Source organism: Gordonia insulae (assembly GCF_003855095.1).
GTDB classification, from domain to species: domain Bacteria; phylum Actinomycetota; class Actinomycetes; order Mycobacteriales; family Mycobacteriaceae; genus Gordonia; species Gordonia insulae.
Map to the genome: position 1 here is coordinate 1,004,725 of NZ_CP033972.1, position 25,335 is coordinate 1,030,059.

Below are 25,335 nucleotides of genomic sequence, written 5' to 3' on the forward strand. Positions count from 1 at the left end.
AGACCCCGGATCGCCGTCAGTTCACCGCGTCCGCGTGCACGGGCTCCTTGCGTACCCCGACCAACGACCGCAGGGTGACCAGGGCGATCAGTGAGAGCACGACCATCACGACGCCGTAGTAGACGATGGCGTCCGACGCCACCCAGATCGTGCCGAAGGCACCCGCGACGAGGGCGCCCACCGTGATGCCCCCGACCTCCTGCGCCATCCAGATGCCGTTCACCCGACCGAGCAGCGGACCCGGGGTGTGGTGCTGGATGATGGAGTACCGCAAGACCTCCTGGATCGCCTCGATGAATCCGATCACGGCGAGCAGCCCCAGGGCCAACCACACCACCGGGGCCAGACCGAAGAAGATCTGGACCACGAACGCGGCGGTGAGGGCGGACACCAGGAGCAGGCCGGGCCGCCGGACGGACGCGAGCCAACCACTCGTCAACGCCGCGATCATGGCGCCGGTCGCCACCGCGGCGTACAGGAATCCCGTCGCGCGGGCATCACCGTCGAATCGCTCGGCGACCAGCGCGGGCAGCAGCGCGACGACTCCGGCGCCGAGCATGGCGAGCACCCCGACGATCATCACGCCCGCGACGACCCGCTGCTCGAGGATGAAACGGACCAGCGACGTCGTCGCGGGTGTCGCCTCGGTGCCGGCCGGTGCGGAGGGTAGCTTCTCACCCACGACCGGGGCGCTGGGCGGCAGCGACGGCAGGCCGAGCAGGATCAGCACCGTCGTCGTCGCCAGGCATGCGGCGACCACATATGCCCACTCGACGCCGGCGCCGGCGATGATGAATCCGGCGATGCCGGGCGAGACGGCGGAGCCGACACGAACGGTCAACGCGCTCAACGCTCCGACGGCCACCAGCTTGTCGCGGGGGATGAGGGTGGGCACCGCCGCCATGAGCGCCGACGTCGACAACGCACCGATCAATCCGTCGATCCCGGCCAGGGCGTACAGCGCCGCGACCGACGGGGTGCCCGGGAGGATGCCGAACGCATTCACCGCGAGACCCGCGAACGACAGCGCCGCGCCGCCGCGGCCGACCAGGATGAGTCGTTTGCGGTCGAACCGGTCGGCCAGCGAACCCCCGACGAGCATCCCGACGAAGGTGGTGATCCCGGTGACGGCGGTGGCGGCACCGACCTGTGCGGACGACCCGGTCAGGTCGTACATCTGGACCGGAACCGAGACCAGCAGGAGGCCGATTCCGATCAGGGAGATCAGGCGGGCGACGAAGATCCGGCGGAACGGTGCGCTCTCCCGCAGTGGGGAGATGTCGATGAGCAGGGACCGTGCGCCGCTCATGCGTCGACCCCGGTGGTGTCGACGGGTGCGCCGTGCGTCAGTTCGCGCAGCGCCGCCGACCACCGTCCGGCGAGGGCGACGACCGCCGCCGGGTCGATGACCCCTGGCTGGTAACTCCAACTGGCCTGCATACGGGTTCCTTCCGGTCCGTCGAGCGTGGTCACGTCGATGATGAGTCCATATCCGCCGGGCATGTCGTCGTCGGGGCCGATCTCGGCGGACTCGGGCGCCGCGCCCCAATCGTCGAACCCGAACGAACGGTACCGACCCAGATAGTTGAATTCGATTGCCGCTCCGGGGAGATCGTGTCCGTTCAGGTGGCGGAGTATGCCGTAGCCGATGCCGCCGTCGGGTAGTTGCGCCCGCTGGGCCGCCAGGTCACGCACCTGCTCGGTGACCGATCCGGAACCGCCGACCCGCACCGGATGCACCGCGGTGAACCACCCGACCGTCCCGTTCAGATCGGCACCTGCGACCAGATGCTCCTCGCGGCCATGTCCTTCGAGGTCGACCAGGGTGGGCGCGCCCGCCGCCGCGCCGAACGCGCCGAGCAGGACGTCGTCGACACCGACGCCGAGTGCCGTCGGCACGGGGCCGAGCAGACGATCGGTGACCTCCGGATCGATGTCGACCCGGTGACGCCGGACCGTGCGCTGCCGGTCGATGCTCGGATCGAGCGCCCTGCCGAACATCGCGTTCGCGGATACGCCCCCGACGAGTTCACGCCACATCGGCAGTTCGGCAGAGCGTTCGAGGTCCACCAGTTCCCGCGCCCACGCCGCGAACGCGGTGGGCGCGGGTGGCAGGGACAGCTGTGTGGCTCCCTCCCGGAGCTGCGCATAGATGGCGAGCAGCTCCGGAACCAGGGTGCGCCACGACACCCCGTCGACGACCAGGTGATGGACGAGGAGCAGCAGGCGACCCGGCTCGTCGCCGAAATCGAGCCACACCGCGGAGGCCATCACGCCCGCCTCCGGATCCAGACGATCCCGTGCGCGCCGCGCCGCGGCCTCCACGTCCCGGTCGGTCTCGCGCAACAGCAGGACCCCGGCCACCGCGTCGGGCACCTCGAAGCGCCACGGCGTCTCGTCGGCGACCAGGCGGGCCCGCAACAAGTGATGCCGGGCGACGAGCTCGGCGAAAGCCTTGTGCAGCAACGACTGATCGAGATCTGCCGGGACCCGCAGCACCGCGGACTGATGGAAGCCACGGATCAGGTCGACCGGTCTCCGTCCGACGGATGCCGCACGGTCCCCGGCGGTGACGAGGTCCTCGAGCCAGCGAACGATCGGTGTCGCCGGGACGACGCCGGAGGTGACGTCGGCCAGGGACGGCGCCACATCCGTCGGCTCACCCAGCGAAGCGGCGAGTTCGCCCGCGGTCCGGCCGGACATCACGTCGCGCGGGGACACGGTGAAGCCCTCCGCGCGCAGCCGCGCGACCAGTTGCATCGCGACGATGCTGTCACCGCCGAGCTCACCGAAGTCCTCGTCCAGGCCCACCCGGTGGCGGGCGAGCCCGAGCACATCGGCGATGGCATGGCAGATCTGTTGCTGCACCGGCGACTCGGGCGCGCGGACCTCCACATCGAGATGCGGCTCGGGCAGCGCGAGTCGGTCGATCTTGCCATTGGGCAGAGTCGGGAACCCCTCGACGACGACGATCGCCGACGGCACCATGTAGTCCGGCAGGACGTCGCGGACCGCTGCGCGCAGCGCGGTCGGTCGCGGCACCGTATCCGGTTCGGCGACAACATAACCGACCAGACGTCCGGACCGGGCAAGGGCGAGTGCGGCATGGACGCCGGGCGCCGCGGCCAACGCCGCCTCGACCTCGCCGAGTTCCACGCGGAAACCGCGGATCTTGACCTGGTCGTCGCCACGACCTCGGTACTCGAGATTGCCGTCACGATGCCACCGCACCGTGTCGCCGGTGCGATACATCCGCGCGCCGTTCGCCGCGAACGGGTCGGCGACGAAACGCTCCGCAGTGAGATCCCCGCGGCCGAGATAGCCGCGGGCCAGTCCGGCGCCGGCGAGGTACAGCTCGCCGTCCACGCCGTCGGGCACCGGGCTCAGACCGGCGTCCAGGACATAGGCCCGCGCGCCGTCCACCGGCCGTCCGACGATGGGATGGGCGGCGTCGGACGCGCGGGCGACGAGCGCGTCGACGGTCGCCTCGGTCGGGCCGTACAGGTTGTAGGCATCGGTGCCCCCGAGGCCCGTGGTGCCCAGTTCCCGAAGCTGTTGCCACTGGGCGTCGGGTACGGCCTCGCCGCCGAATCCGACCGCCACCATCGCACGCTCTGCGCCGCCGAGCCGGCGGAGGTGAGATGGCGTGAGCTCCAGGAAGTCCCACGACTCGTCGATCAGCTGGGTGGAGAGGGCCTGGGCGTCGTGTCGGGTGTCGGCATCGACGATGCTGATCTCGTGGCCGTCGAGCAGCCACAACTGCGGCTGCCACGATGCGTCGAAGGCCAGCGACCAGGCGTGTCCGACGCGCAGCCGTTCCCGGCCGGCACGTGCCCTGGCCGGCTCGTGGAGCATCCGTCGATGACTGGCGAACAAGTTGGTCAGGCCTCGATGCGGGACCACGACCCCCTTGGGGGTACCGGTCGAACCGGAGGTGAAGATCAGATACGCGGGATGGTCGGGCCGGAGTGGACGAACACGCCGGAACCCCTGTGGTGCAGCTTCGTTGATCGCGGCGGCATCGGCGGCAGCGGGATCGGAGGCAGCGGCGTCGAGGTCGACGAACAGATCGTCGTCGAGACGATCGATCACCCGTCGTGGTCGTGCGATGGTGAGCATCGCCTGCATCCGCTCGGCCGGTGTGTCCGGTTCCATCGGCAGATAGGCGGCGCCCGCGTACAGGACCGCGAAGATCGTCTCGAGGGCCACCACGCCACGCGGGAGCCGGACGACGACGACATCCTCGGGACCGATGCCGTCGGCGACGAGCCTGCCGGCGATGTCACGGACCCGACGGTCGAGTTCACCGAACGTGCGGGTGCCATCGGGGCCGCGGAGAGCGGGCGCGGATCGATCGCGGGCGACGACGTCATCGAACAGCACCGGGAAGGTGGTCGGTTCGGCCGGTGCGCGGAACTGCTCACGCCGCTCGTCGGGCACCCGGACGTCGAGTCGGCGCAACGGTGTATCCGGCTGGGCGGCCATGAATTCCAGGATCGTGACCAGCCGCGCCGACATCGCCTCGACGGTGCCCCGGTCGAACAGGTCGGTGCTGAACTCGATCACCCCGCCGACTCGCGGCTCGCCGGACGAGCTGTCCTCGGTGAAGTCGAAGGACAGATCGAACTTCGCCGTTCTCGGCGCCGGGGGAGCTGTGCCGCCCGTGCCCGCTCCGACGGCGACCGACGCGACGGAGGAAGCGACATCCGGCAGTCGGCCGTCGACGTAGACGACCATCGTCTGGAACAGCGGGTTCATCGCCGGCGACCGCGAGGCGGACACGGCGTCGACCACCTGCTCGAACGGGACGTCGCGGTTGTCGAAGGCGGCGAGGTCGGCAGCGCGGACCCGGGCCAGCAGATCGACGGCGGTCGGGTTCCCGGACACATCGGTACGCAGGACCAGTGTGTTCAGGAAGTAGCCGATCAGGCGATCGAGCCGTGCGTCATTGCGGACCGTCACCGGGGTACCGAGCGGGATGTCCCCGCCGCCACCGAGCCGGGACAGCAGCACGGCGACGGCCGACTGCATCACCATGAACATCGAGGTGCCCGTCCGGTCGGCGAGCGCCCGCAGGGATCGCGCCACGGCGGGATCCAACACGACGAACACGCCGTCGCCGCGCCCCGACGGCCGCGGCGGACGCGGACGGTCATAGGGCAGTGTCAGCTCGTCGGGCGCACCCGCGAGTGCGTCGCGCCAGAACGACAACTGTCGGTCGCGACGCTCGCCGGACACGGCCGCACGCTGCCACGCGGCGAAATCCGAGTACTGCAGCGGCAGTTCGTCCCACTGCGGCGCATCGCCGACGACCCGCGCGGCGTAAGCGGTGTCGAGGTCGGCGCGCATCGGTGCGGCCGACCACTCGTCGGTGGCGATGTGGTGGATGGTGACCACCGCGACGTCCTCGGTCGCAGTCACCCGGATGGGGATCTCGCGAGCGAGGTCGAAGGCGTGGGCGCTGCCGGTGAACAACTCCTCCGGGCCCGCCGCATCGACGACCACGACCTCCGGTCGCGCGACGGCCTCCGGCCCCTGTTCGGGGTAGCGGGTCCGCAACACCTCATGGCGCAGAACAACATCGGTGATCGCAGCGCGGAGCGCCGCCCGGTCGATGCGATCCCGGCCGGCAGCTCCGCCCGGCCGCCAGAGCATCGGCACGTTGTACACCGACGACGGGCCGGACATGGCATGGAGGGTGAGCATCTGCTCCTGGCCGAACGAGAGCACCGGTGTGCCACCGCTACGCCGACGCAGTTCGACCACCTCGCCGATGCCGGCGACGAAGTCGGCCGACGTCACGTATCCGGCGAGTGCGGACACCCGCGGATGATCGAACAGCACCCGCAAACCGAGGTCGTAGCCCAGAGTCGCGCGCACCAGATTGATCACCTTGATGGCGAGCAACGAATGACCACCGAGAGCGAAGAAGTCGGCGTGCACATCGGTCACCGGATGTCCGAGCACGGCGCCGAAGATCTCGGCGAGGTCGGACTCGAGGTCGGTTCGCGGTGGGGTGCCGCCGACCGCGGTCGCCGGCGCCGGCAATGCGCGCCGGTCCAGCTTGCCCGCGTGGTTGAGCGGGAACGTATCGAGTACGACGATCGGCGCCGGGATCATGTAGCCGGGCAGCGTCGACGCGAGCCGACTCGAGACGGTGTCCACGATGCCGGCGTCGTCGTCACCGAGCACGGACCGGTCGGGGACGACCCAACCGACCACACGGTGACCGTCGACGGCCACCGCGGCGCCCGAGATACCGGGCAGAGCACGGAGGGCGGCCTCGATCTCACCGATCTCCACCCGATTGCCGCGGATCTTCACCTGGGTGTCGGCTCGCCCGACATACTCGAGCAACCCGTTCCGGCGGCGGACCAGATCGCCGGTCCGATAGGTCCGGGCACCCGGCCACTCACCTGTCGGGTCGGCGACAAAGCTCGCCGCGGTGCGACCGGGGCGCGCGAGATAGCCTCGCGCGACGGCCGTTCCGCGGACATACAGTTCGCCCACCGTGCCGTCGGGAACACGTCGCAGCGACCCGTCCAGAACCACGAGGTCGGTCCCGCTGATCGGCTGTCCGATCGGCACGGTGCGCGTGCGGGTGTCCGGCTGTGCGGTGAAATCGGTGACGACGACAGTGGTCTCGGTCGGCCCGTACGCGTTGATGAGCTGCAACCGGGGCGCCGCCGTGAGCACACGGCCGGCCAGCTCCGCGGTCAGCGCCTCACCACCGGCGATGATGTGGCGCAGGCTCGGCACCGAATCGAGATACGGAACGAACAGCTCGAGCAGGGACGGGACGAACACGGCAGTGGTGACACCGTGATCGGCGATGATCTGCGCCTGACGCGCGGGGTCGCGCTGCGCGCCGGGCTCCGCGACGACCGCGGTGGCACCGGTCACGAACGGCAGCAACAACTCCCACACCGCGCCGTCGAATCCGACGGGGGTCTTGACGAGTACGGCGTCACCCGGGCCCAGCGCTCCGCCGGGCATCGACGCCAGCCGCCACGCCAGGACGTTCACGACGTTGCGGTGACTGACCACCACGCCCTTGGGATGGCCCGTGGAGCCGGACGTGTAGACGACATAGGCAGGATGGTGCGGACGAGGCGTGGTGTGCTGCGCGTCGCCGGACGACCCGACCTCGACGTCGATGGGGACAGACGGCGACTCATCGGAGACCGACTCGTCGGACACCGTGAACGACGGCAACCCCGGCGACACGACCACCGCCGCCGCGGTCGGCGACGTGTCGACGATGACCGCAGTCGGTGCGCCGTCGGCCAGCAGGTACGCGATCCGGTCGACGGGCAGATCGGTGTCGACCGGAAGATAGGCTGCTCCCGCGCGCAGCACCGCGTGCAGGGCGACGAGTTGGGCGACGCTGCGGTCGGCGATCACCGCGACCACGCTCTCCGGTCCGACACCGTGGTGGCGCAGCCTGATGGCCAGGCGTTCCACGGCGCGATCGAGTGCGCGATAGGTGAGTGTGCGGCCCGCGGTGCCGCGGATCGCGATCTCGTCGGCGTGGCGGATCGCCGCGTCACGCAACAGATCGACCACGGTGACACCCGGGTCGGCCGACTCGGCCGGTCCACTCTCACGAGCGCGTATCGCCGCGAGCGCGGTGTCGTCGAGCAGAGCGATCCCGTCCACCCGCACACGCGGATCGGCGACGACGGCGTCGAGGACGAGACACAGATGATCGAGCAGCATCCGCGCGGTCTGCCCGTCGAACATGTCGGTGGCGTACTCGAGGCCGATGGTCAATTCACCGGTGGCAGTGATGTCGACGAAGGTGAAAGCGAGATCGAACTTCGCCTGAACCGCCGACAACGGCTCGAAGGTCGCAGGTGCGCCGAGGAATTCACCTGGCACCGCCTCGAGCGGCAGGTAGCCGACCGTCACCTGGAAAAGGGGATTCCGGCCGATCATGCGTGGCGGTGCCACACGCTCCACGATCTGCTGGAATCCGATGTCCTGGTTGTCGAAAGCGGCCAGATCGAGTACCCGGACCCGCTCCAGGAGTTCGTCGAACCGCGGGCGGCCGCCCAGATCGTTGCGCAGCACCTGGGTGCCGACAAAGAAGCCGACCAGATTGTCGAGAGCCGGATCGACACGACCGGACACCGGTGTGCCGAGCGGGATGTCGTCGCCTGCTCCCTCCCGGTGCAGCAGCGTCGCAACCGCGGCCTGTGCCAGCATGAACATGCTGGCACCGCCCGAGCGGGCGATCTCGGCCAGCCGCGATCGAGTCGCCGCACCCACGGTGACGGTCTCGGTCGCGGCAGGTCCGGGCGGACCCGGGCGACGTGGCCGATCGCGCGGCAGGACGAGCTCCTCCGGGAGATCGGCCAGCGTCTCCGCCCAGAAATCCAGCTGATCCGCGCCCGACTCGGCGATGCGTCGCCGCTGCCAGAGCGCGTAATCCGCGTACTGCACGGGCAATGGTGAGAAGTCCGGTGACATCCCCGCCACGCGTGCGGCATACGCCACGGTGAGATCGGTCAGCAGCGGCCGGTCCGACCACTCGTCGGTGGCGATGTGATGGAGCGCGATCGACAGCACCCCGCTCGCTTCGCTCCCGGCGCCCGGTTGATCGGGCCCGCTCGCTTCGCTCCCGGCGCCCAGTTGATGGGGCCCGCTCGCTTCACTCCCGGCGCCCAGTTGATCGAGACGCACACGTATCGGTGGCGCACCCCGCAGGTCGAACGGGCGGGTCATGAAGTCGCGTGCACGGGCGGTGACCTCCGCGATCACCGCGTCCCCGTCGACGTCGGCGGCGAAGGCGAGGTCATCGATTTCGACGACGTCGGGGACCTCACCGGGCTCGAGGATGCGTTGGGAGGGTTCACCGGAGTCGTCCACGTCGACGACGGTCCGCAGACTCTCGTGCCGCAGCAACACATCCCGGACGGCGGCACGCAGGGCGACCACATCGACGGCGGCCCCCAGCCGGATGACGTGGCCGTAGTGATACGACACGTCGGAAGGGTCGAGAGCGTGCAGCACCCAGAGGCGTTCCTGCGCGGGGGACAGCGGGACGCGGTCGGGGCGGGGACCGACCTCGATGTCGGACGCGGTACCGGTCATCCGGGCCCGCAGGGCCAATTCCGCCGGTGTCCGCGCCTCGAACAGGTCCCGGATGGCGACCTCGGCGCCGAGTTCACCACGGAGCACGGCGGCGAGCCGCATCGCCGCCATCGAATGCCCGCCGAGTTCGAAGAAGTCGTCGTCCACGCCGACCGCACAGTCACCGTCCTCGTCGGCGAGACCGAGGACCTCCGCGAAGATCTCGCAGAGGCGGCGTTCGAGATCGGTTCGTGGCGCACGGCGGACACCAGATCGTTGGGGCTGCGGCAACGCGCGGACATCCAGTTTGCCGTTGACCGTCATCGGGAATTCGTCGACTGCCGCGAACAAGGTCGGCACCATGTAGTCCGGCAGCACGGTCGCCAGCCGGCGACGCAGGTCGGCGAAGTCGATGCCGGCCGCCGGGTCCCTCGGGATGACATAGGCGACAAGCCGTTTGACGTCGGGCGCACCGGGGTCGACGGTCGCGACGACCGCCGACGCGGCGACCTCCGGGAACGCCGTGAGTGCGGCGTCGATCTCGCCGAGTTCCACTCGATGGCCGCGCACCTTGACCTGATCGTCGGTGCGACCGAGGAAATCGAGGTTCCCGTCGGGTCGCACCTTCATGAGGTCGCCGGTGCGGTAGAGGCGTCCGCCCGACGAGAACGGGTCGGCGATGAACCGCTCCGCGGTGAGGTCGGGGCGCCCGAGGTAACCGCGCGCCAAACCCGCTCCGCTGACGTACAACTCACCGGCGACGCCCGTCGGCACCGGACGCAGCCACGGATCGAGCAGATGCGCGGTGGTGTTCCAGATCGGAGTACCCACCGACGAGGTCGGCGACTCGTCGGTGCCGATGCCGAGCGTGTTGATGGTGTACTCGGTGGGGCCGTACAGGTTGTACCCGAGGGTGTGCGGGTCGTCGCGCAGACGTGTCCACACCGGCTCGGACACCGCCTCGCCGCCCAGCAACACCAGCGGGGGCACATGGTCGCTGTCGAGCAGACCGTCGGCGAACAGTTGGGCGGCATAGGTGGGGGTGACGTTGACGACGTCGATCCGGTGCTCGACGCAGTACTCGACCAGGGCCGCGGAGTCGCGGCGTAGTTCCTCGTCGCACACGTGCACCTCGTGGCCCTCGACCAGCCAGAGCAGTTCCTCCCACGACATGTCGAAGGCGAACGACACCGTGTGCGCGATCCGCAGCCGACCCTCGATGCCGGCGTCGGCGGCGAGCGCGATCGCCGGCTCGAACACCTTCTCGCGATGGTTGAGTTGCATGTTGGTCAGCCCGCGGAACGGCGTGAGGACACCCTTGGGTCTCCCGGTCGACCCCGAGGTGTAGATCACGTACGCGGGAGAGTCCGGATCGACCTTCGGCGCAACCCAATCCGGAGATACGGGCTCGGGTAGGTGGTCGATGTGCAATGCGGGCAGCCCGACCGCGTCGACGCGGTGCGCCACGTCGCCGTGGGTGAGCACCACCGCCGGACCGGCATCGGCGATGATCGCCTGCAGCCGGTCATCGGGGTGATCGAGTTCCAGAGGCAGGTATGCGCCGCCGGCGCGGAGGATCGCGAACAATGCCACGACGGTGTCGATGCTGCGCGGGATTGCCAGCGCCACGATCGTCTCCGGTCCGACCCCGTGGTCGTGCAGCACGTGGGCGACGCGGTCGACCTCTGTCTCGAGTTCGGCATAGGTCAGTCTGCGGTCACCGAACACCAACGCATCGGCGTCCGGAATCCGGGCGGCGCGGGCGGTGAGCAGATCGGACACCGTGGTCTCCGGCAGCGCATGCGACCCGCCGGTGAGAGGGAGGTCGCCGGGCAGGGTGGTGTCGAGTGCGGCAACCGGATCGGACAGTCGAGCGCCGATGTCGCACAGCAGGTTGCGCAGCCGCGCGACGAGATCCTGTGCCGCGCGATCGTCGATGAGGTCATCGCGATACTCGAGACGGAACCGGATGTCACGGCCGGGCGTCACCACCAGGGCGAGTGGATAGTGCGTGTGGTCCAGGCTGCCCTCGCCGACCACGTCGTGCAGCTGCGACTGGGCGTGTTCTTCGTCCTCGGTCCGGAAGTTCTGCAGCACGTATAGGACGTCGAACAACACCGGATGGCCCGTCTCCTGCTGCAGCTGTGCCAATCCGATGTGGTCGTAGGACATCAACGCCACCCGGTCGCCCTGTACGCGCCGCAACAGGTTCCCGACGGTCTCGGCCGGGTCGAGGACGGTCCGTACCGGCACGGTGTTGAGGAACAGTCCGATGACGGTGTCGATGCCGGGGACCTCGGTCGGCCGACCGGCGACCGTCGAACCGAACGCGATGTCGGTGCGGCCCAGCACCCGCGACAGGGTGAGGGTCAGTGCCGTGGAGACGATCGTGTTCAAGGTGACGCCTGCGGCTCGGGCATCTGCGCGCAACCGGTCCGACAGCTCCGGGCCGAGGTCGACCTCGATCCGTCGGGGCGATCGCGGCGCCTGTCCGACGGCGCGGGGCGCGACCAGCGCCGGCTCGTCGTATCCGGCGAGATGCTCCCGCCACGCGGCGACCGCGGCGGTGTCGTCCGAGCGGGCGATCCACGACAGGTAGTCGCGCAATGACGCCTCGCGTGGCGGTACCGGGGTGCCGTTGAGATGGGCGAGGAGTCGGGAGACGAACAGGCCGCCGGACCAGCCGTCCCACAACAGGAATCGTCGATTGACTACGAGTCGGTCCCGCCCGCCCGGCAGCTGCACCAGCGTCATCCGCCAGAGCGGGGCGTGGTCGAGGGCGAGCGGGGTGGCGCGGTCGCCGGCGAGGAGCCGGTCGAGGTCCGCGTCGACCGTGTCCGGCCGGTCGGTGAGGTCCACCACGGTCAGTTCGGGTTCGGCGTCGGCCATGACGATCTGCAGCGGACGGCCATCGTGCTCGACGAACGCCGCACGCAGCTCGGGATTCCCGCGCAGCAGCGCCCGGGCCGCGGCCCGGACGGCCTCCGGGTCGAGGCGGTGGCCGAAGTCGAGCCAGAACTGTGCGGTGTAGATGTCGTTGTCGGCGTCGACGCGGGCCTGATAGTAGAGACCCTCCTGCAGCGGTGCGAGCGGCCACACATCGTCGATGGCACCGTGCCGTTCGGTGAGTCGCCCGATGGTGGCGTCGTCGAGCGGTACCAGCCGGGTGTCGGACCGTTCGGCGAGTGCGGTCGCGACGGCGGCGCTCACCCGGTCGGCGTCCGCGATCCGGGACGGGTCGGCGGATACCTCGACGGCCCAGCCGTCGACCGTGGCGATCACCGCGGCGGTGAGCGCGTGACCGGTCGGCAGACCGTGATCACCGAGGAGGATCGCCGGCTCGACGATGGTCCCCGCCGCCGCGGCGCCCCTCAGGGCGTTGCCGACCTGCGGGGACAAGAAGCGGAGCACGTCGAGCGGCGGACCCGCGGGCACGACGGCCACGGGATCGGTGACGTCGATGCGCGCCGGACTCAGCCCCTGTAGTGGTCCGGCGGTGCGGTCGGCGCCGGCCGGGCGCAGGTCGACGACGAGGTCGACGAGCACCGAGGGCGGCATCCGATCGCCCAAGACGTCGGCGAGTGCATCGATGACGACGGGTGCCATCGCGGTCGCCGACGCGAGGTCGGGGCGAGTGCCGGCCGGTGCGTCGAGCTCCAGCCGCTGCACGATCGGCCCACCGGCCGTGCAGGATTCGGGCGTGGGCGATTCGGGTGCGGGTAGATCTGCACCGGGTGCGAGGGCGTCGAGCCACCTCGGCAACGACGACGGGTCGGTGGCGGCAGCGGTGAGATCGCCGACGACGCGCTGCAACGAGCACGGCACCGCGTCGATCTCGATGTGCCGTGCCGCGGCGAGATCGTCCAGCGCGGTCTGCAGATCGACCCTGAGCAAGTGCGCCGACACGGGATCGACGAGGACCGGATCGACGGAGAGGACGACTTCCCCCGTGGCAGGCACATAGGTGACACCGGGAGCCGGCTCGTGCGGCACATGATCCGACTCGGCGACGACGACGGCGGGGACGCAGGCAGGTTCGGTGGACAGGGTCCACAGGATCGGGACGGGACGCTGCAGGGTCGTGCGCAACACCCCGTGGCGTGCCGCGAGCGCATCGGCGACGGTCTGGATGTCGGCCGTCGGTGTCTGCGCAACGGCTCGGGCGTGGATCAGGCGGCGCGGCAGCGTCTCCGGATCACGTCCGAAGTCTCGGAGCCGGTGCAGCGACGGGGTGGGTGCGACCGGACCGTCGGCATCGTCGTGCTCGATCTCGACGGCGTCGGCGGACAGCGCGGCGAGCCGTGCGTCGGGCTGTCCGGACAAGGCGCGGAGGAAATCGGCGAAGGCGTCGGCGATCTCAGCCGCCTCGGTTGCGGCCGCTTCCACCGCCCGCACGACCACCTCGGCCGGCCGGTCCCTGCGCCGCAGCTGGATCTGGATCTCGACGTCCGACACCGGGCCCGAGGCCAGCGAATGTGCCGTCAGGACGTGGCCGCCGACCGACTGTCGGGTGGTGTTGGACATGACGTTCACACCGAGTCCGAACATCCGGTACGGCCCGTCGGAGCGGTCGGCGGTGGTGGCCAGCGCTCGGCCGAGATCCTCACCGCGGAAACGGCTGTGGGCGATGAGCGCGAAGAGGGCGCGATCGACGCGCAGGGCGATGTCGGCGAGATCGTCGCGGCGACCGGCCGTGATCCGGAGGGGGAGCACGCTGGTGACCATCGACGGCGCGGTGCGCATCGCCCGATCGAGCCGGCCCGTGACGGGCAGCGCGAACACGAGGTCCTCGCGGCCCGTGCGGACCTGGGTGAACGCCGCGACCGCCGCGATCATCAGCACGGCCGGGCGTACGCCGATCCGTGACGCCAGCGCGCGCAGAGGTGCGAGCTCGTCGGGGGAGACGGCGAAGCGGGCGTGGATCTGGCCCTTGCCCGGCGGCAGATCGGATTCGAGGAGTCGGGCCGGCTCGGGACGGTCGGCCATCCGATCGACCCAGTACCGCTTGTCCTCGAGGAAGCGCTCACCGGACCGGTAGTCCTCCTCGGCGGCCAGCACCGTGCGGAGGTCCCATGCGCGGGACACCTGCTTGCCGTCGTACTGCTCCTGCACGGCCTGCAGCAGGTGGATCAGACCGATGCCGTCGCACACCAGATGGTGCACCTTGAGGAACACGAAGATCGTGTCGTCGGTGACCCGCAAGATCGCGAACTGCGACAGCGGGCCCGCGTCGATGTCCATCGGCTCGGCCATCCGCGAACTCATCCAGGAGTGCGGATCGCCGTCGCGGAGGTCGAGCACCGGCAGGTGCCACCGGTCCGAGGGCAGCAGTCGCTGACGGAGTTCGCCTGCGTCGTCGACGAACACCGCGCGTAGTGCCTCGGCGGACTCGAGCGTCGTCACCAGCGCAGCATGGAGTCGGCCGACGTCGAGTTCGGCCGAGACCTCCGCGTACAGGCCGGTGTTGTACAGCGTCGGGTCCGGTGCGACCTGCATCGCGAGGTAGATGTCCTGCTGCCCGGCCAGCGCCGGAACAGTCTGGGTCGAGGTCGAGGCCGTGGTCACGCGTGCGCTCCGGAATCGATCGGTGCCGACAGGGATTCGAGCGCGGTGCGCCACGCCTCGGCGAGGTCGTGAACGGTGTCGGTGCTCAGTTGGTCGGGCAGATGGGTGAAGGTGGCGGACAGGACGGGTCCGGTTGTCTCGTCGCGGCACACGATGTCGATCTCGAGCGGGTAGCCGCAACCCAGGTCGGGATCGGGCACGGCATTCAGCGCGGTGGACTCGGCCGCCGGTTGCCAGGCGATGCCGCCGCCGACCGGGAACCGGCCGAGATAGTTCATCAGCACCGACGCCCGCGACATACCGGCGAGTGCGCCCCACAGCTGTGGATTGAGGTACCGGAGCATCCCGAATCCGGCACCTGCCGAGGGCATCTCGTCCCACAGTCGTTCGGCGTCGAGCACGGCCGTCGTCAGGTCCACGGCCGGGGGCAGACGCAGCGGGGCGACGGTGGTGAACCAGCCGACCGTGTGCGACAGGTCGAGATCGCCGAGCCCCGCGCGGTCGGTGTCGCGCCCGTGTCGTTCGGTGTCGACGATCAGATCGCCCGTGCCGAGCACCGCACCGGCGGCCACCCGGAACGCGCCGAGGAACAGCGCGGTGATGCCGACTCCGAGCCGGCCGGGAACATCGGTCAGGATTCGGGTGGTGACGTCGGGCTCGGGCGTCACCACGTGATGCCGCTGATCGCCCACGCGGCCACCGGCCGGTGGTGTGCCGGGGATCAGCTCGCCGCCGGGGGCGAGGACGGTCGCCCAGTGCTGCGCCTCGGCCAGCACCGCCGGGTCGGCCGCGCGTGCGGCGACGGTGCCGGCGAAGGCCGGGAGCGTCGTGCCCTCCGGCAACGCGACCGGCGTGATGCCGGCGACGGCCGCCTCGTGGAAGGCGGCGAGGTCGTCGAGGATGATGCGCCGCGACACCCCGTCGACGGCCAGGTGATGGATGACCAGGATGAGTCGACCCGTCTCGCCGGCCGTCGGCTCGAGAAATGTCGCGGCCAGCATGATGCCTGCAGACGGGGCCAGACGTGCCGCGGCACGGTCGGATTCGACGTGAACAGCCATCGCCGTGTCGTCGTACCCGGACAGCGCAACCACGTCGAGGACGTCGGCCGCCCGCACCGAGCCGACCGGATGGGCCTCGATGCTCCACACCACCCCGGCGACCACCGACAGACCGGTGCGCAACGCGTCGTGACCATCGAGCAACGCCTGCAACGCCGCCGCCAGGGAGGCGCGATCGGTGCCCACCGGCGTGTCGACGACCAGCGACTGGTTGAAGCGGTCGATCGTGCCGCCGAGTTCACGGAGCCGGTGAACGATCGGCAGCAGCGGGACCGCCCGGGAGGTGGACGTCCCGGCCGCGCCGCCGGGCGTGACCACCCGATCCTGATCGGCCCATCGGGCGACGGTGGCCAGTCCGGCGATCGTGCGATGGGTGAACACATCTCGCGGGGTCAGTTGCAGTCCGCGGCGGCGGGCCCGGTTGACCATGGTGGTCGACACGATGCTGTCGCCGCCGAGCGAGAAGAAGTCGTCGTCGACGCCGAGCGCCGGGATGCCGTCGGTGTCGCGGTCGATGCCCAGGCTGTCGGCGAAGACCTCGGCGAGGGCGAGCTCCATGCCCGCGGCCGGTCGGCGACTGCCCCCACCGCTGAGCTCCGGGTCGGGCAACGCGGCGACGTCCGTCTTGCCGTTGACGGTCAGCGGAATCCGGTCGAGGACCACGATTGCCGCGGGCACCAGGTGATCGGGAAGCCGTTCGATGAGAGCGACCCGGATGGCGGCGGAATCGATGCCGTCGCCGACGACGTATGCGAGGAGCCGGTCGGCACCGTCGGGACCGGGTCGGGCGATCACCGCGACATCGCGGACGTTCTCGAGCGCGGCCAGCGCCGCGCGTACCTCGCCGAGTTCGATACGGAATCCGCGGATCTTGACCTGTGCGTCCGAGCGGCCGACGTAGAGCAGTCGGCCGTCGGCGGTGTGCCGCAGGACGTCTCCCGTGCGGTAGAGCACGGCTCCGGGATGGTACGGATCCGCCACGAACCGGGTCGCGGTCAGACCCGCCCGTCGCAGATAGCCCGTCGCCAGCTGAGGGCCGGCCAGATAGAGCTCGCCGTGCGCGCCGGTCGGGACCGGGCGCAGGTACTGATCGAGGAGGTGCCCGCGGAATCCGGGTAGCAGGGTCCCGACGTCGCTGCCCTGGGCGCGTGACGCGATATCGGCATCGATCGCGAGATGGCTGGCGTGCACGGTGATCTCGGTGATCCCGTACATGTTCACGGCCCGCACCCGGGGATGCCGGGTCAGGAACCCATCCAGTCGCCCGAGGTCGAGGGCCTCACCACCGAAGATCACGTAGCGCAACGACGAGAGGTCGAAAGCCGCGAGCGCGGTCCCGGGGGTCGAGGTACCCGCACCGTCGACCGCATCGAGTGCGAAGAAGGCCGATGGTGTCTGGTTGAGCACGGTGACGTTCTCGGCGGCGATGAGGGCGCCGAGTTCCTCCGGCGAGCGCGTCGTCGCGCGATCGGGGATCACGACGCTCGCGCCGGTCGAGAGTGGACCCCACAACTCCCACACCGAGAAGTCGAATGCGTAGGAATGGAACATCGTCCACACGTCGTCGGAACCGAACTCGAACAGGCCGGCGGTCGCATCGAGCAGCGCGACCACGTTGCGGTGGGAGACGGTGACGCCCTTGGGACGACCGGTGGAGCCGGACGTGAAGATGACGTAGGCCGGGTGGTCGGGCCCGACCGTCGGCCACACGACAGAATGCGGTGACGTCGCATCGCCCGATCCCGATGCGAGATAACGATCGTCGACGATGAGCCGGGGACGGGCGTCGTCGAGGATCCCGCTGACCCGGTCGGCCGGATAGTCGGGGTCGATCGGGACGTAGGCGGCCCCGGCACGCAAGGTCGCCAGCACGGCGACGACCAGGTCGGTCGACCGGGACACGAGCAGGGCCACGAAGTCGCCGGGCACGACACCGTCGGCGATCAGTCGAGTAGCGAGTCGTGCACTGCGGTGGTCGATCTCGCGATACGTCAGTCGTTCCGCGCCCGCGATCACCGCGGTCCGGTCGCCGGCGATGGCGACGGTGGCGGCGACGATGTCGACCAGACTGCGCGGCGGTCCGTCGGGCACGGGCACGGCAGAATCGGACAGGGCAGGATCGGACAGGGTTGCGGCCGGCCCTCCGGCGAGCCGGAGATCGGCGAGTCGGGTGGTCGGTGCGTCGGCGATCAGGCCGAGCAGGGTCACGACCCGGTCGGACAGTGCCGTCGCCGTGTGCCGATCGAAGAGCTCGGTCGCGTATTCCAGCCGGAACCGGATTCCGAGATCGTCGGCGAGTTCGGCGAACTCGAAGGTGAGATCGAACTTCGCGGTGCTGGTGCGGGGGAACTCCGGAGTCGCACGCAGATCGTCGAAAACCGGCGCCACGATCGGGTCGCGGTACTGCACCATCGTCTGGAACAGGGGGTGGCGGGCCAGTGACCGATCCGGTGCGAGGGCGGCCACGACCGCGTCGAACGGGACGTCCTGATTCGCATACGCGTCCAGATCGCCGCGCCGGACGCGGGCGACGACCTCGCTGAGATCGGGATTGCCGGACAGGTCGGTCCGCAACGTCAGGGTGTTGACGAACATGCCGATCAACTCGTCGGTGGCCGCCGCTGCACGGCCGGCGATCGGCGCGCCCAGCACCACGTCGTTGCCCGCGCCCGAGGCCGAGAGCGCCACCGCCACAGCAGAGTGCACGAGCATGAACATCGAGGCGTTCTCGTGGCGCGCCCGGTCGCGGAGAGCGGCGAGCCGGGCGGGGCCGACCGTCGCGACGATCTCGTCTCCGCGGTTGTCTCGTTCGAGCTCCCGAGGCCGGTCGTAGGGAAGGTCGAGTTCGTCGGGGGCGTCGGCAAGTGTGCGGCGCCAGAAGGCGATCTGCCGGTGGACTCGTGACGCCGGGTCCGCGGGATCCCCGAGCCGGCCGAGCTGCCATATCGTGTGATCGGCGAACTGGATTGTCGGCGTGGGGACCTCGACGCCGTTGTACCCGTCGGCGAGTTCGGCGAACAGTCGTCCCGCCGACCATTCGTCGGCAGCGATGTGGTGCACCGTGACGAGGAGGACCGCATCGGATGTCGGATTATCGCTTTCGCCCGTGCCGTCCGCATGGATCCGCAGCAGATCGGCCCGGATGGGGAGGTCGGCGGTGAGGTCGAAGGGTCGCGCGATCAGCGTGGCCATCGCCGTGGAGAGCCCGTCGTCCGTCGCGTCATGGTCGGGAATGTCGATACTCTCGGCGCGCTCGGGCGGGTCGATGACCTGCGCCCCGCCGACGATCCGGGTGCGCAAGGCCTCGTGCCGTCGCACGACTCCCCGCAGGGAGACGCGCAGCCGATCGGCGTCGGCGGCACCGGCGCCGGTGCCCTGCAGTCGTACCGCGAACGGCACGGTGTACGCCGAGTCGTCGATACCGCTCTGGAACTCCAGCCGCCGCTGTGCGGGGGACAGGGGGATCGGGTCCGGTCGGATGGCGAGGGCCACCGGCTCGTCCGAGGGCGCCGGGGTCGACGTCGCCGACTGCTCGTCTCGCCGGGCGTCGTCGATCAGCCCCACGATGTCGGCGAGAACGGGATGGTCGAAGACCTGTGCCACGGTCAGCGCCACACCGGAGCTCACCCGCAGCCGGGTGAGCACGCGGGTCGCGGAGAGCGAATGACCACCGAGGTCGAAGAAGTCGTCGTCGAGGCCTGCGTCGGCCACGCCGAGTACATCGGCGACCGCGGCGACCACATCTCGCTCGAGCTCGGTGCTCGGCGGACGGCGGTGGCCGGCGCGCGGCCGATCGGGAGCGGGCAGCCCGCGCCGGTCCAGCTTGCCACCCGGGGTCATCGGGATGGCCTCCAGCCGCGTCCATGTCGCCGGCATCATGTAGGTCGGCAGGAGGCGCCCGATGGCGGCGGTGACATCGCGCGTGGCCGCCGAACCGGCCACGTAGGCGTCGAGGCGGGCATCGCCGTCGCTGCCGGTACCGGCGACGACCGCGGCCCCCGTGACGCCGTCGACGGACAGCAGGGCCGACTCCACCTCACCGAGTTCGACCCGGTTGCCGCGGATCTTGACCTGGGCGTCGGAACGGCCCAGCAGGATCAGACGGCCGTCGGCGCGACGCCGGGCACGATCTCCGGTCCGGTACATGCGGCCACCGTCCCCGGCGATGTCCGCGACGAAACTCGTTGCGGTCCACTCGGGATGGCCGTGATACCCCCGGCCCACCTGGACACCTGCGACATAGAGTTCGCCCGGGACCCCGGGTGGAACGGGCTGCAGATGGCGATCGAGAACCCGCAGCGCCACCCCGGGCACCGGATGCCCGGCGTGCACCTCCACCTCTACGCCGACCGGCCCCATCGCGACGTCGCCGGCGACCTCGGAGGAACCGTAGGAGTTGATCAGCTCGTCCGTATCGACGCGGAGTCGCTCGGCGACCGGTAGGGGTAGCGGCTCACCGGACACGATCCAGCGGGCGGTGTGCAGTGGTCGGGTGGCCCCCTCCACCACCGCGCGCGCCAGGGCGGGCACCGCGGTGATCTGATCGACGCCGGAGTCGAGGGCGAGCTGCGCGAGCGCGACCGCGTCGCGGGACGTGGCGTCATCGGCCAGGACGACGGTGGCGCCTGCGGCCAACGCACCGAAGATCTCGGTGGTGCCGTCGATGAACGCGATGGAACTCTTGGCGAGCACGATGGTCCCTTTCCATCGGGCCGCCGCCCAGCCGATCCGGTTCGCCAGCGCCCCCGCGGTACCGACGACGCCCTTGGGTGTGCCGGTGGATCCGGAGGTGTAGACGAGGTAGCCCGCGGATGCCGGATCGACGTCGACCGGCGGCAATGTCGCCGGGTCCGAGACGGTCTCGTCGATCAGCGCGTCCAGGACGGTGTCGTCGACGATCAGGTCGGGCATGGCGTCGGCCAGCATGAACCGCACGCGGTCGTCCGGGTATCCCGGGTCGACGGGGAGATAGGCGGCGCCTGTGCGCGCGACGGCCAGCAACACAACGACCATGTCGACGGTGCGGCGCAGGCGGATCGCCACGATCGACTCGGGGCCCACACCGCGGCGGGCCAGTGCGGCGGCGAAACGCCCGGCGGCGGTGTCGAGCTCGCGGTAGCCCAGACGACGCTCGCCGGCGACGACGGCCGCCCGACGCCCATGCGCAGCCGCGGTGGCCGCGATACGCGTGGCGACCGACTGGTAGGGCTGGACCGGTTGGGCCACCGACTGGGTGATCCCGTGATCGGTTCGTCCGATGCGCCCGACGACCTCCCCGGGGCGGTCCACGATCGATTCGAGGTGACGGACGAGCCTGTCGAGCACGGTGGCGTCCACACCGCGGCGCTCGAGCAGGAGACGTATCTCCGGCTCGTCCTCCACGAGCAGGGTTGCCGGATAGGTGTTCTCGTCCTCGATGCGGGGCCGGACGGAACCGCGCGGGAAGCTCTCGAACACCACCACCGAGTTGAACAGCTCACCGATGCCCTTCGCGGACTGGATGTCGCCGAGAGCCGTGTGATGGTGATCGAGCAACGCGAGCTGTTCCCGCTGGACGCGGGCGAGGAGTGTGGTCACCGACTCGGTGGGGCGCAGCCGGATCCGGACCGGGATCGTGTTGATCAGCATGCCGACCATCTCGTCCACACCGGTCACCGCGGGATTGCGACCGGAGACGACGGCACCGAAGACGACGTCGTCGACGTCGTCGAGTTCGGCGAGCGTCAACGCCCAGCCCACCTGGATCAGGGTGTTCACCGTGGCACCCGCGTCCCGGGCGACGGCGCGTAGCCTGGCCGATCGCGCCACATCGAAGTGATGGTCGGTGACCTGCGAGGTCCCCGTGGACTCCGGCACGTCGACGAGGGTCGGGGCGGAGAGCCCGGCGAGGGCGGCGGTCCACGCCGCGGTGTCGCCCGTGCGCGTCGACAGCCAACCGAAGAAGTCGCTCAGCGGTCGTACCGGTGGCAGGTGGTCGCCGCGATAGGCGCGCACGATCTCGTCCAGCACGCGGTGGATGGACCATCCGTCGACGGCCACGTGGTGCGCGATCATCACCAGTGTGGTGATCGGTCCGGTGGAGTCGGAGGCCGATGCGAGGACGAAACGCAGCGGGGGAGGAGCGGTCAACGCGACTCCTGCGGCGCGCTCGCGTCGGTGCAGGGCGGTGAGGTCGGTCGTGGCGTCGAGCCGGACGACCGACAACGGGACGTCGACGGTTGCGTGCACGCGGGCGACGGGCTGTCCCGTGCGGCGCCGGGTGTACGACGTGCGCAGGGCCGCATGGCGATCCATCACGATGCCGATCGCCTGCCGCAGGCGATCGGCGTCGACGTCGCCGACGAGCGGAAGCAGATCGAGATCGGCGAGGATCAGGTATGGATCGGTCTCGCCGGCGCCGCGCGGTCTCGTCGAGTGATAGACGATGGCCTCCTGCAGCGGGGTGAGCGGCAGGACGTCCTCGATGGCCTCTCCGGGTGCGGCGGTCACAGCAGGTTTCCGTCCATCAATTCGTCGAGTTCGGCGGAATCGATTCCGGCGGTGGTCAGTTGGTCGATCGTTCCGGGTCCGGGAGCGCCGCTTGCGGGCACCTCGACCGAAATCGGCCGTGCCACCGCGGCCAGCCTCGCGACGGTCGGCCCGTCGAACACCTCGAGTGGGGTGATCTGCAGGCCGGCCTGCGCCGCGGCCGCGACGAGTCGCACCGCGGTGATGCTGTCCCCGCCGAGGAGGAAGAAGCTGTCGTCGGCGCCGACGCGGGCCACGCCGAGCACGGCGGCGAATACCTCGGCGAGCGTGCGTTCGGTGTCCGTTTCCGGTGGGCGGGTGTGACCGGCGATGCCGGCGAAATCGGGTGCGGGCAGTGCGCGTCGGTCGATCTTGCCGTTCGGCGTCAGCGGGAAGGCGTGCACCGTCACGATGGCAGCGGGCAGCATGTAGTCGGGCAGCCGTGCGGCGAGATCGGTCCGTACCGCGGCCGGGTCGATGTGGTTGCCGGGTGCGGCGGTGACATAGCCGACGAGACGTCCGCCGACCGTGGTGGCGACCGCCTTCTCGACCGAATGATGCTCGGCCAAAACGGATTCCACCTCACCGAGTTCGATGCGGAAGCCCCGCACCTTGACCTGGTGGTCGGTACGGCCGAGGCACTCGAGCGAGCCGTCCACCCGTGTCCGCACCAGGTCGCCGGTGCGGTACATCCGGCTGCCGCTGGGGCCGTAGGGGTCGGCGACGAACCGCTGAGCGGTCATCGCACCCAATCGGTGGTAGCCGCGGGCGAGACCCGCGCCGCTGAGATAGAGCTCGCCGACGCGACCGGCCCGCACCGGGTGCAGCGTCGCGTCGAGCACACGGATACCGGTGTTGTCGATGGGGCCACCGATGCAGACGGCATGACCGGCGCGCACCGGAGCGGTCGTGGACCAGATCGTCGTCTCGGTCGGGCCGTACATGTTGCGCACCGAGCGGGCCGTCGCGACGAGACCGGACGCGACCTCGGGCGGCAACTGTTCGCCCCCGACGAGGACGTCGACACCGGCCAGCGTGCGGCCGTGCCCGCCGTCGAGGAACGCCGACCACAGCGAGGGGGTGGCCTGCATGTGGGTGACCCCGTGTCGCACGATGAGGTCGGCGAGCCGGCCAGGGTCGTGCACCTCGTCGGGGGTGGCCACGACGACCGACGCTCCGGCGGCCAGCGGGACGAGGGTCTCGAGGATGGCGATGTCGAAGGAGATGGTCGTCACCGCGAGCATCGACGTGCCCGGGCGATGGCCGATGTCGCGGATCATCGCGTCGGTGAAGTTCACCAGCGCACCGTGTCCGACGACGACGCCCTTGGGTGTGCCGGTGGATCCCGAGGTGTAGATGACGTAGGCGGCGGCGTCGGCACGCGCGTCCGCGCGGGCGCGCGACGGGCTCTGCCGCACGTGGCGGTGTCGACCGACGTTCGGGCCGTGCACGCCGGGTTCGATCACGGCGACCGGTTGCGCGTCGTCGAGGGTCGCCGCCAGCCGGTCCGCGGGAAACCCCGGATCCAGTGGCAGGAAGGCGGCTCCGCTGCGCAGCACCGCCACGAGGGCGACGACGAGGTCGAGTCCTCGGGGCAGGCGGATGGCCACGATGTCCTCGCCGCCGCACGGGCCGATGCGGGACGCGAGATCGTCGGCCCGCCGGTTCAGTTCGCCGAAGGTGAGGCGCTCGGCGCCGCAGACGGCGGCGGTGAGGTGGTCGGGCTGTCCGGCGATGCGTGTGGCGACAGGGGTGGGATCGGTGCGCACCGTGGCGCGGGCGTCGCCGGTCCGGATCGCGGTCACCCGGGCCTGCTCACCCGACGCGTCGAGCGGGATGCCGCCGCAGCGCGGCCGGAGGTCGTCGAGAAACGTCGTCACAAAGGTGCGCAGGGTGTCCGCGACATCGCTGATCTCCTCGGCGCCATACAGATCGGCGTCGGCGTCGAGCAGCAATTCCAGGTCACCGCTCGGGAGGTCCAGTGCCGTCACCGAGAGGTCGACGACGGGTCCGCGCGCCAGCGAGGCGACGGTTGCGCCGATCTCGCGGCCGTCCGGGTCGCGGCCGAAGGAGATCCCGGCACCGAACGGCTTGATGTTGATGGTCGGCCCGACGGCGCCGTCCACGCCGCGGCGACGGAGATCGCGCACGATGTCCTCGCCGCGATACCGCGCATGGGGTGCGATCGCCCGCATCTTCTCCCCGACGCGGTCGGCGAGTTCGTCCACCGTCTGCCCGGGTCGCACCTCGATGCGCAGCGGAACGACATTGACCGTCGTACACGGCACATTCGCCGCCGGAGAACCCAGACGGTTCATCATCGGGAAGCCCACCACGACGTCGGTCGTCTCGGCCCGGCGGCTGCAGAAGGCGGCGATCGCGGCGGTGAGCCGGGCGGGCGAGCGGGTGAGTGCGCCGGCGCCGGCGACCGTCACCCGAACGGTTCGTACCCGGGTCGCGACGCGATGTCCGCGCGGGCGATCGGACAGCGTGAGCGGTCCGTCGACGCCGGACAGTTCGGCGGTCCAGAACTCCTGGTCGCCGGGGCGAGCGGCATCGACATCGACGGGGAGTTCGGTCACCGGTCGCAGTCGGCGATCGTCTTCCGGATCGGCGTACAGCCTCCCGATGCGTCGGCCCAACAATCCCAGGCCGTAGGCGTCGAGGACGATGTGGTGCGCGATCAACAACAGGGCGATGCGGTTTCCGGCGGTCAGCACCGTCGCCGATGCGCACGGACCGACGGCCGGTTCGACAACGGTCCGCACCGCCTCGCCCGCGTGGCAGTCGATCGCCGCGGGGTCGTCCCCGAGGTCGATGGCCGACACGGGTATCGGACCGCCGAGGTCGACGGAGACGTCACCGTCGCGCCGCTCGGTGAAACGCGAACGCAGGCCGTCGGCTTCGTCGATCGCGGCCTGTACCGCGGCGAGGAGCCGAGCGTGGTCGGGGGCCACGCCGAAGTCGATGAGCTGGCCGACGGTGAAGACCGATGAGGATGGCAGGAGCGACTGGGCGAACCACAGTCCACGCTGCGCCGCGGACGCTCGCATCAGCCTCGTGAACCCGGGACGTGGTGGGTGCGCCCGTTACAGGGTTCACGATGGACGTTCAGCACAGTAGCTTA

Annotated in this window: 4 protein-coding genes; all 4 read right to left on the bottom strand. The window is 70.4% G+C overall.

Going from position 1 to position 25,335, the window contains the following annotated elements:
- Positions 1-16 precede the first annotated feature (16 nt).
- Genes entS through D7316_RS04710 form a run of 4 tightly spaced genes read right to left on the bottom strand, consistent with a single transcriptional unit; the run spans position 17 to position 25,261 of the window.
- Positions 17-1,309, bottom strand: coding sequence for an enterobactin transporter EntS (entS, locus tag D7316_RS04695; RefSeq protein ID WP_124707253.1), 1,293 nt, complete (start codon positions 1,307-1,309; stop codon positions 17-19).
- Complete coding sequence (locus D7316_RS04700) at positions 1,306-14,640, bottom strand: non-ribosomal peptide synthetase (RefSeq protein ID WP_232016767.1); 13,335 nt, start codon at positions 14,638-14,640, stop codon at positions 1,306-1,308. The genes entS and D7316_RS04700 overlap by 4 nt, the downstream gene beginning before the upstream one ends.
- The gene (locus tag D7316_RS04705; RefSeq protein WP_232016768.1) at positions 14,637-22,190 is read right to left on the bottom strand and encodes a non-ribosomal peptide synthetase; all 7,554 of its coding nucleotides are present in this window, start codon (positions 22,188-22,190) and stop codon (positions 14,637-14,639) included. Before D7316_RS04705 ends, D7316_RS04700 begins: the two co-directional genes overlap by 4 nt.
- A complete protein-coding gene (locus D7316_RS04710; protein ID WP_124707255.1) occupies positions 22,187-25,261 on the bottom strand; it encodes a non-ribosomal peptide synthetase in 3,075 nt (1,024 codons plus the stop codon). The genes D7316_RS04705 and D7316_RS04710 overlap by 4 nt, the downstream gene beginning before the upstream one ends.
- Between the last annotated feature and the right edge of the window lie 74 nt (positions 25,262-25,335).